The sequence below is a fragment of the Nitrosopumilus zosterae genome, from assembly GCF_025998175.1.
In the GTDB taxonomy this organism is placed as follows: domain Archaea; phylum Thermoproteota; class Nitrososphaeria; order Nitrososphaerales; family Nitrosopumilaceae; genus Nitrosopumilus; species Nitrosopumilus zosterae.
In genome coordinates, this window is record NZ_AP026695.1 from 1,209,999 (window position 1) to 1,225,609 (window position 15,611).

General features: G+C 33.4%; 15 protein-coding genes. 12 read left to right on the top strand and 3 right to left on the bottom strand.

The genetic code is table 11. The features are described from left to right. The first annotated feature begins 5 nt into the window (after window positions 1-5). Entirely contained in the window at window positions 6-1,448 is a 1,443-nt protein-coding gene (locus OO712_RS07385) for a menaquinone biosynthesis decarboxylase (protein ID WP_109876191.1), read from the top strand. On the opposite strand, the gene mqnC is transcribed toward OO712_RS07385, so the two are convergent. Beyond that, window positions 1,443-2,558 (bottom strand): cyclic dehypoxanthinyl futalosine synthase, encoded by a 1,116-nt coding sequence (mqnC, locus tag OO712_RS07390; RefSeq protein ID WP_109876192.1) that lies wholly within the window; start codon window positions 2,556-2,558, stop codon window positions 1,443-1,445. The genes OO712_RS07385 and mqnC overlap by 6 nt on opposite strands. Before the next feature lie 145 nt (window positions 2,559-2,703). On the opposite strand from mqnC, the gene OO712_RS07395 reads away from it, so the two are divergent. The 10 genes from OO712_RS07395 (at window position 2,704) to OO712_RS07440 (ending at window position 12,244) form a co-directional block, all read left to right on the top strand. After that, window positions 2,704-3,492, top strand: a complete 789-nt coding sequence (locus OO712_RS07395) for a 2-amino-3,7-dideoxy-D-threo-hept-6-ulosonate synthase (protein ID WP_109876193.1) — start codon at window positions 2,704-2,706, stop codon at window positions 3,490-3,492. After that, a complete protein-coding gene (locus OO712_RS07400; protein WP_109876194.1) occupies window positions 3,479-4,540 on the top strand; it encodes a 3-dehydroquinate synthase II domain-containing protein in 1,062 nt (353 codons plus the stop codon). The genes OO712_RS07395 and OO712_RS07400 overlap by 14 nt, the downstream gene beginning before the upstream one ends. Before the next feature lies 1 nt (window position 4,541). Continuing rightward, window positions 4,542-5,210 carry a type I 3-dehydroquinate dehydratase gene (gene aroD, locus OO712_RS07405; RefSeq protein WP_109876195.1) on the top strand — a complete coding sequence of 223 codons (669 nt, stop codon included), beginning with the start codon at window positions 4,542-4,544 and terminating at the stop codon, window positions 5,208-5,210. A 51-nt stretch (window positions 5,211-5,261) separates the two neighbouring features. Then, a complete protein-coding gene (aroE, locus tag OO712_RS07410; RefSeq protein WP_109876196.1) occupies window positions 5,262-6,083 on the top strand; it encodes a shikimate dehydrogenase in 822 nt (273 codons plus the stop codon). After that, a complete protein-coding gene (locus OO712_RS07415; protein ID WP_109876197.1) occupies window positions 6,083-6,937 on the top strand; it encodes a shikimate kinase in 855 nt (284 codons plus the stop codon). Before aroE ends, OO712_RS07415 begins: the two co-directional genes overlap by 1 nt. After that, window positions 6,927-8,195 carry a 3-phosphoshikimate 1-carboxyvinyltransferase gene (gene aroA / locus OO712_RS07420; protein ID WP_109876198.1) on the top strand — a complete coding sequence of 423 codons (1,269 nt, stop codon included), beginning with the start codon at window positions 6,927-6,929 and terminating at the stop codon, window positions 8,193-8,195. The genes OO712_RS07415 and aroA overlap by 11 nt, the downstream gene beginning before the upstream one ends. Before the next feature lie 321 nt (window positions 8,196-8,516). Next, on the top strand, window positions 8,517-9,611 hold the full coding sequence (gene aroC / locus OO712_RS07425; RefSeq protein WP_109876199.1) for a chorismate synthase: 1,095 nt from the start codon (window positions 8,517-8,519) through the stop codon (window positions 9,609-9,611). Between the two features lie 4 nt (window positions 9,612-9,615). Then, window positions 9,616-10,986 carry an aminotransferase class I/II-fold pyridoxal phosphate-dependent enzyme gene (locus OO712_RS07430; protein ID WP_200829029.1) on the top strand — a complete coding sequence of 457 codons (1,371 nt, stop codon included), beginning with the start codon at window positions 9,616-9,618 and terminating at the stop codon, window positions 10,984-10,986. Further along, window positions 10,983-11,834, top strand: a complete 852-nt coding sequence (locus tag OO712_RS07435; protein WP_109876201.1) for a prephenate dehydrogenase/arogenate dehydrogenase family protein — start codon at window positions 10,983-10,985, stop codon at window positions 11,832-11,834. Before OO712_RS07430 ends, OO712_RS07435 begins: the two co-directional genes overlap by 4 nt. A 5-nt stretch (window positions 11,835-11,839) precedes the next feature. Then, window positions 11,840-12,244, top strand: a complete 405-nt coding sequence (locus tag OO712_RS07440) for an NUDIX domain-containing protein (RefSeq protein WP_109876202.1) — start codon at window positions 11,840-11,842, stop codon at window positions 12,242-12,244. Here OO712_RS07440 and thiC read toward each other — a convergent pair. Together thiC and OO712_RS07450 are read right to left on the bottom strand one after the other, a co-directional pair. After that, a complete protein-coding gene (gene thiC, locus OO712_RS07445) occupies window positions 12,227-13,555 on the bottom strand; it encodes a phosphomethylpyrimidine synthase ThiC (protein ID WP_109876274.1) in 1,329 nt (442 codons plus the stop codon). The genes OO712_RS07440 and thiC overlap by 18 nt on opposite strands. A 461-nt stretch (window positions 13,556-14,016) precedes the next feature. Then, window positions 14,017-14,205, bottom strand: coding sequence for a hypothetical protein (locus OO712_RS07450; protein ID WP_109876203.1), 189 nt, complete (start codon window positions 14,203-14,205; stop codon window positions 14,017-14,019). A 102-nt stretch (window positions 14,206-14,307) separates the two neighbouring features. On the opposite strand from OO712_RS07450, the gene thiD reads away from it, so the two are divergent. Next, entirely contained in the window at window positions 14,308-15,600 is a 1,293-nt protein-coding gene (gene thiD / locus OO712_RS07455) for a bifunctional hydroxymethylpyrimidine kinase/phosphomethylpyrimidine kinase (protein ID WP_109876204.1), read from the top strand. Window positions 15,601-15,611 lie beyond the last annotated feature (11 nt).

Sequence of the window (15,611 nt, forward strand, 5' to 3'; positions counted from 1 at the left end):
TTATTGTGGCAATAAAAGATATTCGGGAGTTTATTTCAGAACTAGAAAAACATGGAGAATTAAAAAGAGTTAAAGTTCAAGTTGACACGGATTTAGAAATTGCAGAAATTCTAAGAAGAGAAGTGTATTCCAATGGCTCTGCAATTCTTTTTGAAAATGTAAAAGGGTTTGATATACCAGTTTTAGGAAATGCATTTGGTTCAATGAAAAGATTAGAGATAGGATTGGAAATGACAGATTTTACTGAAATTGGTCAGCGTATTGCAGATATGACAAAGATGGACATACCATCAGGGATACTAGACAAAATTAAAAAACTTCCAGAACTCTCAAAGATGACAGCATCATTTCCTAAATTAGAAACAAATGGACCAGTGACAGAAATTACATCAAATAATGCATCTTTTGATGATTTACCAATTCTAAAATCATGGCCAAATGATGCTGGGAGATTTATCACTTTAGGATTGGTTGCAACCAAACATCCTGAAACAGGTGTGAGAAATCTTGGCGTATACAGAATGCAAATAATTGACAAAACACATGCATCCATGCATTGGCAAAAACATAAGAGAGGAGCCCATCATGGAGATATTTCAAAAGACAGAGGGGAGAAAATCCCAACCGCAATAATTATTGGCGGAGAGCCTGCAACAATATTTTCATCTATTGCTCCGGTTCCAGAGGGACTTGACAAATATTTGTTTGCAGGAATTACAAGGAAAGAAGGAATCAAAATGGTGAAATGCAAAACAATTGATTTAGATGTTCCAGCTAATGCAGAGATTGTTTTAGAAGGATACGTTGATCCTGCAGACATTAGAGATGAAGGACCATTTGGAGATCATACGGGATATTATACTCCAGTTGAACCATATCCAACATTTACATTGACTGGAATTATGAGAAGAAAAGATCCAATTTATGTAACAACAGTAGTTGGAAAACCAATTCTAGAGGATGCATATATTGGAAAAGTAATTGAAAGATCATTTTTGCCATTAATACAAATGTTCCATCCAGAAGTGATAGATTTTAGCATGCCAGCTGCAGGATGGTTCCAAGGATTTGCAATAATTTCAATAAAAAAGAGATATCCAGGTCAAGCAAAGAAAGTGATGATGGGATTATGGGGAATGGGACAGTTATCATTAACGAAAATGTTTGTAGTAGTAGATGAAGACATCAATGTTCATGACATTAATGATGTGATTTGGGCAATTACTACAAGGGCCGATGCTGCAAGAGATACTATGATTATCAATAATACACCAACTGATACTCTAGATCCTGCATCACCTCTAATCAATCTAGGTTCAAAGATGGGAATTGACGCAACTCAAAAAACAAGAGATGAGGGATATGAAAGAGAGATCCAACAACAAGTAAAAGTTGATGATAAAACAAAGAGTCTAGTAGATGCCAAATGGTCCGATTATGGATTATAAAGTAACAGGATTATAGAAATTATCTCGTTCTTCTACATCATACCCAATCTGATGAATTGCATCCATGATTATTTTATCAGTCAGTTCAGTTGAGCGTGCACCAGTACATGAGACTACTTCTTCACCAATTAGAGTTCCACCAAAATCATCAGCACCATACTGTAAAGCAAGTTGTGCCATGCCAACACCATTTGTAAGCCATGAAGATTGAATGTGCGAAATTAATCCATCAAAGACCAATCTAGAGATTGCAATCATCTTCAAAAGTTGAATTCCGCCAGTTCCATATTCTACCAAACCTTCTTCGTGCATCAAAGTATTATTTGGTTCAAAATTCCATGGAATAAATGCCATGAAGCCTTTGGTTTTTTCTTGGAGTTTTACAATTTTAAAAAAGTGTTCAACAATATCATTTTTGTTTTCTACATGACCATACATCATGGTTGCAGAAGATGGAATTCCAAGGGAATGCGCCTCATCCATTATTCGAATCCAATCATCACTAGAGATTTTCTTTGGACTGATAATATTCTTAACAGAATCAGTTAAAATTTCAGCACCTGCACCAGGGATAGACTGTAGTCCTGCATTCTTTAATCTAGATAAAATTTCTTTAGTGGATGATTTTTCCACTTTTGCAATCATATCAATTTCAGATGTAGATAATCCATGAACACCAACTTTCGGGAATTTTTCTCTAATCATTCTAAATGCATCTTCATAATATTCTATCTTTAAGCTTGGATTGTGTCCACCTTGTATCAAAACTTGACGAATCTTAAACATATCCCATGCAGTTTTTACTCTTGATTCTATTTGATCAAGGGTTAATGTGTAAGAATCCGCTGCTCCAGGAGATCTATAAAATGCACAAAATTTACAATCAGTGATGCACACATTAGTATAATTCAAGATAATATTATTTACGAATGAGGCTTTTTTGCCAAATTTCTTTTGAGTTAAATGGCCTGAAACAAGACCCATCAAATGAACATCATCAGATTCCAAGAGTCTCAAACAATCCTTAGATCCAGGTCTTTGACCGTTAAGAGAATTTTCCAAAATATCTTTAATATCACTTTTTTGTATTTGTTCAGTAGTCTGACTCAATCGTTGTACATCCTTTGCATTTTCTATTTAATCCTTGATAGAAATAACGAATATGCCCAGTGAGTGATTTGTGCTCGTTTTTTGAAAAATAGTAGAGTGATGGATCACGTTATTTTTAAGTAGGGCACAAAAAGCAGATCAACGCATGGTATCAGGTAATCAAATTAGACTAAATCGAATTCTTCGAAAAGGAAGAATGTTATGCATCCCAATGGATCATGGAATTTCAAATGGACCGATTGAGGGTCTTGAAGATCCAGCATCGACAATTTACAAATGTGAAGGACATGGACTTACTAGCGTAATTATCAATAAGGGAATTCTTAAAACACTACCAAAACCAACCAAAGTAGGGATTTTAGTACATTTTTCAAGTAGCACATCACTATCACTATCACCTAATCGAAAAATGTTAACGGGAACAGTAAAGGAAGCAGTAGCAATGGGTGCAGATGGAGTTTCACTGCACATCAACATTGGAGGCAAAGAAGAACCAGAGATGCTTGAACAATTAGGAATGACTGCTGATCAATGTCACAAATGGGGAATGCCACTTTTAGCTATGATGTATCCAAGAGGAGAAAACATCAAAGATCCGCATGATCCTGAAATTGTTGCACATGTTGCAAGAATTGGAGCAGAGTGTGGAGCAGATATTGTTAAGACATTATACACAGGAGATATTGAATCATTTGCAAAAATTGTAAAGAGTACACCAGTTCCAATAGTAATTGCAGGCGGTCCTAAAACAAAAACAGATTTAGATATTCTGCAAATGACTGAAGATGCAATGACAGCAGGAGCTAAAGGCATCACATATGGTAGAAATATCTTTGCACATAAAACACCTGAAAAAATGGTTGAAGCATTAGCAGATATAATTTTTAGAAAAGTAACTGCAAAGGAAGCAATGAAGAAAATTGAGCAAGAATAGAGAATTAATTATTTCACCTAAAGTTTCACAAACACAGCTAGCTAAATTTCTCCCACAGTTAGAATCAGAAGGCATTAAGATGTTATACATTGATCCTAAAAAAATAGGAAATAAAAAAACAAAAATTCAAACAGTCTATCCGTCACCCACATCAAACTATGTAGTCCTTGAAAAAGAAGAAGTTGTAAAACCAAAAGGAAAAAAAATCGGGATGAAATTTCAGGTATTATCTAATTCAGATATCGAGCACATCCTTACTGTTGCAAAAAAAGGATTAGACTTTGTGATTGTAGAGGTAAAGGATTGGAAGATAATCCCACTTGAAAACATCATTGCAAAACTCCATAAAATACACACAAAAATTTTTGCAATAGCAAAGACCCCTGAAGAAGTAAGAAAGATGTTCTCAATTTTAGAGGTAGGTGTAGATGGAGTAATTTTCAACACAGATTCAATTAATGAAGTAAGAGAGGCAATGCTATACCTAGGAACCAGAAGTTTTGAGATGAAGCCTGCAAAGATTATTGAGATTAAAGAAGTAGGTGATGGTGAACGTGTATGTGTAGATACAGCATCAATGCTCCATAAAGGAGAGGGTATGCTAATTGGAAGTAGATCAAACTTTTTGTTTCTTGTTCATAATGAATCTGTGGGTTCATCGTTTACATCGCCTAGACCATTCAGAGTTAATGCAGGTGCAGTTCACTGTTACACTTTATCACCTGACGGAACAACAAACTATCTCTCAGAAATTGAAACAGGTTCTGAAGTTTTGATCCTAAATTCAAAAGGGAATGCAAGGAGAGCAACTGTAGGAAGATCAAAAATAGAGAGAAGACCAATGTTAATGATCAAAGCTTCTATAGAAGGCGAGGTTGGAGGGATTATTGCACAAGATGCGGAAACGATTAGATTTGTAAAACCTAATGGGCAACTAGTGTCAGTTACGCATTTAAAAAAAGGAGATATGGTCATGGTGCATTCAAAGCCTGCAACAGGAAGACATTTCGGAATGGAAGTTTCAGATGAATATATTTTAGAAAAATAAAATGAAGTACAAAACTTGTGTATCAATTGCAGAAACAACACCAAACAAAGTCAAGCAAGTATTAAAAAATGCATTAAAAAAATCAGATTTTGTTGAAGTAAGATTTGATTTTTTAAAAATGGAGCAAATTCCACAAACACTAGAATTAATCAAAAAGGATCTAAACAAAATTGTATGCACATTAAGACCAAAAACTGAGGGCGGAAAATTTCCAGGTAATGAAAAAGAAAGAATGTCAATCATAAAATTGATTGCGGAATACAACCCATTTTTGTTAGATGTTGAATTCAACATGCTAAAAAAAAATCCACAGCTAACAGAATATCTAAAATCAACAAAAACAGAATTGCTTGTTTCATGGCATGACTTTAAGAAAACTCCCAAGGCCACAGAATTAAAAAAGAAGATTACTCAAATGAGCAAGTTTTCAAATAATATAAAAATTGTAAGCACTGCAAAAACAACAGATGATGCAACAAGGATGTTAGAATTGTATAGTAAGAAAGGAAAAAACAACTTGATATCATTTGCAATGGGGGACATGGGAAGAATTTCAAGGATTTTGTGCCTGTATTTGGGTAGTCCATACACATACGTTTCTTTAGGAAAAGCGGTTGCACCAGGACAATTTAGTGTAGATGAAGTAAAGAAGATTGCAAGTCTAAAATAATCATCTAGTCAATTGAGAGTTTAAATCAATCATTATACTGAGAAAAATAAGATGGCAAAATCATTTGCAGTAATTGGAGATCCAATTGATCATTCATTATCTCCAAACATACACAATGCAGCATTCAGAGAATTAAATTTAGATTGTTCATACATTGCGTATAGGATCCCAAAAGGAGAATTAGAAGATGGAATAGAAGGACTCAAAAAAATAAAGATTGATGGGTTCAATGTTACAATTCCACACAAAGTAGAGATGATGAAGTATTTGAACAAAATGGATGAATCTTGTAGTTTGATCGGTGCAGTAAATACTGTAACAAACAATGATGGGATTTTAAAAGGATACAATACAGATATGGATGGATTTTTAGAACCATTCAAAAAAAAGAAATTAAATATTGAAAACACCAAGGTACTCCTCCTTGGCGCAGGCGGTGCTGCAAGAGCAATAGTTGCAGCTTTTGCAAAAGAGAAAGCAAAGAGCATAACCATAGCAAACAGAACCTTAGAAAATGCAAGAAATCTCTCAGAATTCGCAAAAAAGATTGGGCTGGACGTAAATGTGATTAGGATTGAAGATGTAAAGGATTCTGCAAAAAATTATGACATTATTGTTAATGCCACATCAGTTGGACTAAAAAATGAGCCAACTATCATTTCGTTAGATAACATCAACGAAAAGACAATTGTTTATGATATTGTATACATGCCAATAAATACAGATTTTATAAAAAAGGCAAAAGAGAAAAATGCAGTCATAATTTTTGGTTATGAAATGCTATTAGGTCAAGCAACAAGAGCCTTTGAAATATGGCATGGTATGAAAGCACCTTATAATGCCATGAAAAAAGCATTGTTAGGAGGATTTTGATGGCAAAGGTAAAGGCTACAGTCCATGGCGCAGTTTCATTAGTTAATGCCATTGCAACTCAAAAGGGAGCAACGTTAGGAATTGAACTTAAAGTAGAAGCATTAGTAGAAACAAGTTCAGGAAAGGGAATTGTCATTGAATCAGACAACAAAATGCTTAGTTCCAGATTAATCAACAAAACTGTTGAAAAGATTGTATCAAACAAAGATTTGGAACAAAATAAAATATCAATTAGATTAGATTCTGAAATTCCTACAGGATATGGATTGAAAAGTTCAAGTGCCATTTCATCTGCAGTTGCACTTGCATGTGCAAAAATATTCAAACCAAAAATGACTGATCAACAAATTTTACTTGCAGGTGTTGACGCATCTATTGAATCCAAAGTCAGCATTACAGGTGCATATGATGACGCATGTTCATGTTACTATGGAGGATTTAATGTAACAGACAATGCAAAGAAGAGACGAATTCACTTTGAAAAAGGACCATCTAATTTGATAGCAGTGATTTTTATTCCAAAAAACAGAAAACGTGGAAATATTAAAAATCTAAAAGTATTGTCCGCCGTATTTGACAATGCTTGGAAATTAGCAAAAAAATCAAATTATTGGGAAGCGATGATAATTAATGGGCTAGCTACAGCATCTATTCTAAATTCAGATCCTAAAATTATTACTAATTTAATTGAAAAAGGTGCACTTGCAGCTTCAGTTTCTGGAAATGGTCCGTCAATAGCAGCAATAGTAAAAAAAGAAAATGAAGCAAACATCAAAAAGATATTTGCAACATTAGAAGGAAATGTGTTAGTTTCTAAAATTAATAACAAAAAGGCAGAAGTTTATGAAGTGTAAAGTTGAGAAATCAAGGATTTCAGGAAAAATAGTTTGTCCTCCAAACAAAAGTTATACTCATAGAGCAATTTTTCTTGCATCACTGGCAGGAAACAATAGCAAAGTTGAAAATATTTTGCATTCAGCTGATACGATTGCCACCATAGAGGCATGTAAAAAATTTGGAGCCGATTTGGAAATTCAGAATTCGGCAATTATTGTGAAAAAATCCATAAAATTTGATAAAAACGTGCCTGAAATCAATACAGAGAACTCTGGCACTACAATTAGAATAGCATCAGGTATTGCAAGTCTATTTTCTGAAGAAATTACACTAACGGGTGATGACAGTTTACAAAAAAGACCAATGCAGCCACTCCTTGATGCATTATCAAGCATGGGTGCACAGTGTAGTTCAACGGATGGAAAACCACCAATCAAAATTAAAGGAAAGATTTTGGGCGGAGATGTCAAAATTCCAGGAAATTTTTCTAGTCAGTTTATTTCAGCATTATTAATTAGCGCACCTCTTACAGAAAAGGGAATTAATCTTACAATAGAAGGGAATTTAGTATCAAAACCATATCTTGATGCAACAATTGCAACAATGAGAAAATTTGGAATAACAGTTCAAACATTAATTCCATATAAAAGATACAATATAGCACCACAGATATACAAAGAGACAACATTTATAGTTCCGATTGACTTTTCCAGTCTTGCATTACTTCTTTCAGCAACTGTACTTATTGGAGACGATATTACAATCAAGGGAAACATTGGAAATTTACCTCAAGGGGATGAAGCATTTATAGATATTTTAGAACAGTTAGGAGTTTCTGTATCCATTAGCGAGGAAGAAATTAAAATTAAATCACCTGAAAAACTAACAGGAGGTAAATTTGATTTAAGTAATTCTCCGGATCTTCTTCCTCCACTAGCTATTTTATCATTGAATTCATCAGCACCAATTGAAATTGTAAATGTAAAGCATGCAAGATTAAAAGAAACAGACAGAATTGCAATCATTTCAAGAGAATTAGTCAAAATTGGAATTAAAATTCAAGAAAAAGAAGACGGTTTAATTTTAGAAAAAACAGATAATTTGAATGGTGCTGATTTGAATTCTGAAAATGATCATAGATTATTCATGTCTTTTTGCATAGCTGGAATGTATGTAGGAAATTGTATTGTCACAGATCCAGAATCAGTAAATGTCTCATACCCTAATTTTATCGATGAGATGAATCGGTTAGGTGCAAAAATTCAACTAAACTAAAATTGCTTTTAAAAAAAATCAAGTGAGTAGAAAGGCGCGACCCTGTATAGAGTGAAAAGCATTCTCCTCACCCGCATCGCTCTCGCGAAGATAACATGTCTCTTTCGCAGGGCCGCGCAAATTATGGTTTATAATTTACACGTTTTTGCATATATCTTATACGTAATCATGATATTTAAAATTATATTATAAATATTTCATAAAATAATTCATTTTTTTATAATTTATAATCAGTCATGCAGGTTAACGAAAAGGATATTCCAAATAAACGAAAAATTTCAGGATGAGGAATTATAAGCATCATTTAACTTTGATAGGTTATTGCCAGGAAGTTCAATTGGTCAACGACTTGTTTTAACAAGTTTTGGTGAAAGTCATGGAAAAGTTATCGGTACAGTACTAGAGGGATGTCCTGCAGGTTTAGCAATTGAAGAAAAAGAAATTCAAAAAATGCTTGACCTAAGAAAGCCAGGTCAAAATGTTATCTCAACACAAAGAAAAGAAGGAGATGTTGTAGAAATTGTATCAGGAGTTTTTAGAGGATATACCACGGGAGCCCCAATTACAATGTTAATTTGGAATAGTGATCAAAAATCAAAAGATTATGAAAATTTAAAAACTAAACTTAGACCGGGTCATTCAGATTATCCTGCCATGGTAAAATATAATCATTATAATGATTATAGAGGAGGGGGCAGATTTTCAGGAAGACTTACTGCCACACATGTGATGGGAGGTGCAATTGCAAGAAAATTACTCAAAGTAGCATTAGGAATTGAAACCAATTCATTTACATCACAGATTGGAAAAATAAGAATGGAAAAAGAATTTAACGAAAAAATGATTTCATCAATTTATAAAAATGATGTAAGATGTCCTGAAAACAAAACTGCAAAAATAATGCGTGATAATATTTTGATTGCAAAAAAAAATGGAGATTCACTTGGAGGGATTATTGAATCAGTTACAACAAATGTTCCAGTAGGTTTAGGAGAACCAATTTTCAGTTCGTTAGAATCAGATTTGAGTAAGGCAATTTTTTCGATTCCATCAGTTAAGGGAGTTGAATTTGGTTCAGGATTTAGAGGTTCAGAGATGCATGGTTCTGAAAATAATGACTTGTACACAATAAAGAAAGGCAAAATAGTAACAAAGACAAATAATTCAGGAGGCATTCTTGGAGGAATTTCAAATGGAATGCCAATAACAATGAGAATTGCATTCAAACCTGCGTCATCGATTGCACAAAAACAAAGTACAGTAGATATTAAAACCAAAAAAGAAGCAATACTTCAAGTAAAAGGCAGACATGATCCATGTGTAGTTCCCAGAGCACCACCAGTAGTTGACTCACTTGTAGCCTTAACAATAGCAGATCATGCTCTTATTGCAGGAGCAATCAAGCCTGTTTTATAAGAAAATGTCAGACATCAATGATCTTCGAAACCATATGGACGAAGTAACTCTTGAAATGATAAAGTTATTAAAAATTAGAATAGATATTGCAAAAGAGATTGGAGAAGTTAAAAAACATATTGGGAAAGGTGTAACTGATGAAGTTCGAGAAGATAATTTACGTGGGAAAGTAATTTCACTATGTAAAGAAATAGGACTGGATGAAACCATAGCTACAAAATTTTTTAATTTCTTACTAAATGAATCAGTAAAAGTTCAGTCAACCAACAAGCAGACACATTTTTCAATTTTCCTCAAAGCAAAATCATTAGAGCAGCAAGGGAAAAAAATTATTCATATGGAAGTAGGAGAGCCAGACTTTTTACCACCAACAATTGTTAAGAAGGCATTAGAAGAAGTATACGAGAAAGGGTTTTTGAAATATGGTCAAGCAAGAGGAATGCCAATATTTAGAGATGCGCTTGCAAAATATGTTTCAAAGAAATTTAGTACAAACATTACAGAAAATAACATTCTTGTAAGTCCAGGTGCAAGATTTTCAATATTTACTGCAATCACAACATTACTCAATCCAGGCGATGAGATAATCGTGATTGAACCTGCATGGCCTGCATACAAAGATTGTGCGTTAAATGCAGGAATCAAAGTTAGAACTATCAATACAACTCTAGAAGACAAATGGGAACCATCATTAGAGCAAATTAAAAGTACAATTAATTCAAACACAAAGATGATTATTTTAAATTATCCAAATAACCCGACAGGAAAAATTCTTTCTGAAAAACTACAAGACGATATTATAGATATCGCAAGAAAAAATAATCTATACATTCTAAGTGATGAGATCTATTCACAATATGCAAAAACCAACTGGAAAAGCATTCTGTCTTACAATTATAAGAAAAGTATTGTCACTCAATCATTTTCAAAATCTCATGCCATGACAGGGTTTAGAATAGGATATGCTATAGCAGACAATGAAATTATTGAAAAAATGGCAAAATTAGAGGCCATGTGCCTAACAAACGTGTCTGAACCTATCCAATATGTTGCCATGAAAGCCCTCGAGGCAGACATATCCAACAATTCTAATACAGTGCAAAACAGACTAGATATGTTGACAGAAAAAGCATCTAAAATGGGGTTGGATTTTGTAGTCCCAGATGGTGCAATGTATATTTTTGCTAGAATTAATCAAGAGGGATTTGATGGGATCCAGTTTGCAAATAGTACTCTTGAGAAAGGACTTGCCATAGCTCCAGGAGAGGGATTTGGAAATTATAAGAATTTCATCAGAATTTCCGCATGTCAAGACGAAAAAACACTAATTGAGGGAATGAATATACTGAGTAACATTATGAGTGAAACACAATGAAAAAGATGACAGTTGTTGGTGCAGGTGGTCAAATGGGACAATGGTTTGCCAGATATTTTGCAGACAAAGGTTTTGAAGTGACAGGTTATGATTCAGAAAATAAAATCACAGGAAAAAACATCATAGCGTCAGATTCATTGGTTGGCTCAATCCTAAAAGCTGATTATGTAGTGTTATGTACTCCAACAAGAAGAACACCAGAAATTATCAGACTCATTGCAAAAGAAATGAAAAGAGGAACATATCTAATTGAGATATCATCAGAGAAATCAAAAGTGGTTTCATCATTGTCAAAAATGCCAGACAAGATCAATCCAATTTGCATTCATCCAATGTTTGGTCCCGGAACAAAAATAATAAAAGGTCAAAATATAATTTCAGTTCCAATTAAAGATGCTAAAAAAGAATTAACGGTTGCAAAATCATTATTTGATGGAGCGAACTTTGTAACAATTGATGCTGCAGAGCATGACAAAAAGATCGCGGTAATTTTAGGATTAACACATTTAATGAATTTGGTTTTTGCAAATATTATTTCAAAGGATGAAAAAATGAATCTCACAGAAAAAATGTCGGGAACAACTTTCAGAGTTCAAAAAACATTAGCTGAAAGCATAATGACAGAATCTCCAGAATTAATTGAAACAATTATCGCTAATCCAGAAATTAGAAGAGTTGCTGAAGAGCTATGGAAAGATATAGGCAGGTTACTTACTGCTGTCCAGGAATCAAAAACTGAAGAAGTAACCACATACATTAGAGAATGTCAAGAAAGACTTGCCAAACACACCGACATCAATGAGTCCTACAAAAAACTAACAAAAATGGTAAAATCCGTTGAAAAATAGCAGGCATGCGTTCAACAAAAATTGTAACATCATTCATTAGAAATAATGAAAAATTATTGATTCTCAAAAGAAGCGATAAAGTCAAATCAATGAAAGGGTTATGGGCAGGAATTAGTGGAATCATAGAAAATAATGAAGAACCATTGAAAAGGGCAAAGATCGAAATTTTTGAAGAAGTTGGAATTACAGAAGACAAAATCACACTTGTGAAATCAGCTGAAGGTATGCGAGTGAATTCGCCACAATATGAAAATCATGAATGGGAGATCTATCCATTTTTGTTTGAAGTAGAAAATACAGAGATAGAACTTAACTGGGAAAATTCGGAATTTGAGTGGATAGACATAAAAGAGTTAGAAAATTATGAGACAGTTCCGAGCCTTCAACAAGTTTTACTCAATTTGTTGTAAATTTTTATTTTCTTTTTCATATTTTTTTTGTTGTGGCAACATCATGTAAACACATGCACCACCACACATTGTACAAGGAACATTATTTCCAGGATGCTGTCCTGTCCTACTATGAATTTTAGCTGCTTCTTCAGGATCTATAGATAATGCAAGTTGTTTCTCCCAATCCAAAGTACGTCTAGCTTCAGTCATTTCCATATCCCATTTGATTACTTTATCACGAATTTTTACAAGGTCTCCTGCATGAGCTGCAATTCTATATGCAATTAGTCCAGCCTTTACTTCTTCAGCATTTGGCAATGCCAAATGTTCAGAAGGGGTAAGATAACACAAAAGATCTACGCCTTCACTTGCTGAAACAGCAGCTCCTATTGCACTTGCAATATGATCATGACCAGATGCAATGTCAGTTACCAAAGGACCAAGAACATAATATGGAACATCCCCAATCAGAGATTTTGCCAATCTAACATTTGCAGCAACCTCATTTAATGGAACGTGTCCCGGACCTTCAACCATTACTTGAATGTCTTGTTCATGTGCTCGTTTTGTTAATTGTGAAATGTTGATCATCTCTTGAACTTGTAATTCATCGTGAGAGTCCAAAATTGAGCCTGGTCTAAGTGCATCACCAAGGCTAAATGTCACATCGTATTTTTTAGCAACTTCAATCAAATAATCATAATGAGTCAAGTAAGGGTTTTCTTTATCATGTTTTAACATCCATGCAGCAGTAATTGTTCCACCTTTACTTACAACACCTCCATATCTCTGAACTTTTAGAATTCTTTTTGCAATATCTTTAGTAATCCCACAATGGATTGTTGTGTAATCCACTCCATCTTTGGCATTATTTTCAAATGCGTTTAGATAATCATCTTCTGTCAAGTTCAAAGGATTTTTGTGTATTTCAACACCAAAATTGTAAGCCTCGTAAATCGGAACAGTTCCAAATGTAATTGGTGCATGCTCCATTAGAGTTTGTCTTATTTTTTTAACATCTCCGCCATCACTTAGATCCATGATTGTATCTGCATGATATTTTATAGCAACTTTGGCTTTTTCGATTTCCTCATCCAGATTTACATTTAGGGTGGAGGTTCCAATATTAACATTAACTTTAGTTTTAAGACCTTTACCAATTCCAACATTGTGAATTTTTTGTGGTCTAGCATTATTACTTGGAATTATTATTGAGCCACTAGCAATCTTAGGAATCAACCAATCCAATGAAACACTTTCATCTTTTGCAACTTGTTTCATCTCATCAGTTGCTACTCCACGTCGAGCTGAAGTCATCTGAGTTGCCATAACACATTCTATGTTTTTGCCTGATTTAAACAATCGTGAGAATTAGCATAATTTCTGATCGGCACATAATTTCTTAGAGATATATTAAGAAAATAGATCGACCTTAAATGCGATAATGTCGTATAAGAGCATATGAGAACAATAAAGGAATGCATCCATTGTGGAAGGGAATTCAATAGTATGAAGGACGAATTTTGTTCTTTTGAGTGTGTCAAACAATCATCGGAATAATTTCGAAGTTAATCCAGAGATAATTCTTTTTGAAGAGCTAGTCTTTCAAATTTAATTATTCAGATTCTATTTAAAGTAGGCTTGATTAGACATTCAGAATCATCAAAATTGGAAGAATTTCTTTGATTTTACTTACACTTTAAATTAATTCAATTTCAAAGGAGATGAAATAAGTGTAATCTCTTAGTTTTGATTTTCAGAGTTTAGAGACCCAATTTCAGATATTTTATTCATCTGGGAGGACTCCAATTCTCTTCAACATCACCAGTGTTTACTGATACAAGATATTGCTTTCCACATTTGAAACATTGCCATAGAAATTGTCCATCTTTTTTTGTTTGATACTGCATTGGCAGTAAACAAGTGGTGCATCGTAATTCCTCTGGTAGTGGATCAGTAATTATTGGAATTTTAATCATCGATTGTTTGAAAGTTATTCTACTATAAAATAGATATTAGAAATTAAAAGATTTGAAAAAACACAAAGTAAAACAAATTAGTGCATAGAAGAATAGATCATCATGAATTTACTTTCAATTGGAGGCTCGGATCCTTCGTCAGGGGCCGGAATTCAAAGTGATATTAAAACATTTTATACACTTAATGTTCATGGGTTAACAATTATTACAGCTATTACAAGCCAGAACACTTCTAGTTTTGGTAACGTAGAACCAGTATCACAAAAAATTTTAAAAAATCAAATAGAGTCGATAATGACAGATTTTAAAATTGATGGGATAAAAATTGGGATGGTGTATAATTCACAGATTATTAAAATTCTAAGCAAACAATTACAGAAATTAAAAATTCCAATTGTAGTAGACCCCGTAATCAAATCAACAACAGGCGGAGCATTGATAGAAAAATCAGCAATGATAGATTTTCAAAAATATATCATTCCTCTTGCAACAGTAATTACACCAAACAGATTCGAAGCTGAAATTTTATCAAAAATAAAAATAAATTCAAAAAAGTCACTTAGATCGGCAGCAAAAAAAATTCAAAAAATGGGAGCAAAAAATGTGGTCATCACAGGAATAGAAACTGGAAGTAAAGGAATATCAGATTTTATTTTTGAGAAAAATAAAGAGTGTTTTATTTCAGGAGATAAGATTAATTTGTCAAATCACGGTAGCGGCTGTAATTATTCAGCAGCAGTTATTTTTGCTCTAGCAAAAAACAAGACAATTAAAGAATCATTAAGATTTGCACAACAATTTACTCAGAATTCAATTAAAAATGCAAGGAAAATAGGAAAAGGAATAGCCGTAACAGACGTTCAAGATTATATCAGCAAGGATTTATCAGATGCAATAGAAAAATTTGTTCATATTAAAAATATTTACAAAAATATTCCTGAATGTCAAATAAATTTTGTATATTCCAAACAAAAACCAAAATCGCCAGAAGACATACTAGGTATTTCAGGGAGAATAGTCAAATCAGGAAAAGAAGCAATTGTTGCAGGCGAATTGACTTATGGTGGTTCAAAGCATGTAGCAACAGCATTATTAACTATGAATAAAAAATATCCAAAAATTCGCTCTGCAATTAATCTAAAATATCAAGATAAAACAATTTTAAAAATAAAAAAATCAAAACTATGTATTTCAAGTTACGATAGAACAGAAGAACCAAAGAATGTGAAAAATAAGGGCTCTACAATTGAGTGGGGAATAAAAAAAGCAGTCAAAGATTCAACGAAAATGCCAGATGTAATTTATCATAAAGGGGATTTTGGAAAGGAACCAATGATCATAGTATTTGGAGAAACCCCAGAAAAGGTTTTAAAAAAAATTTTAAAAATAATTTGAGTACGGACAAA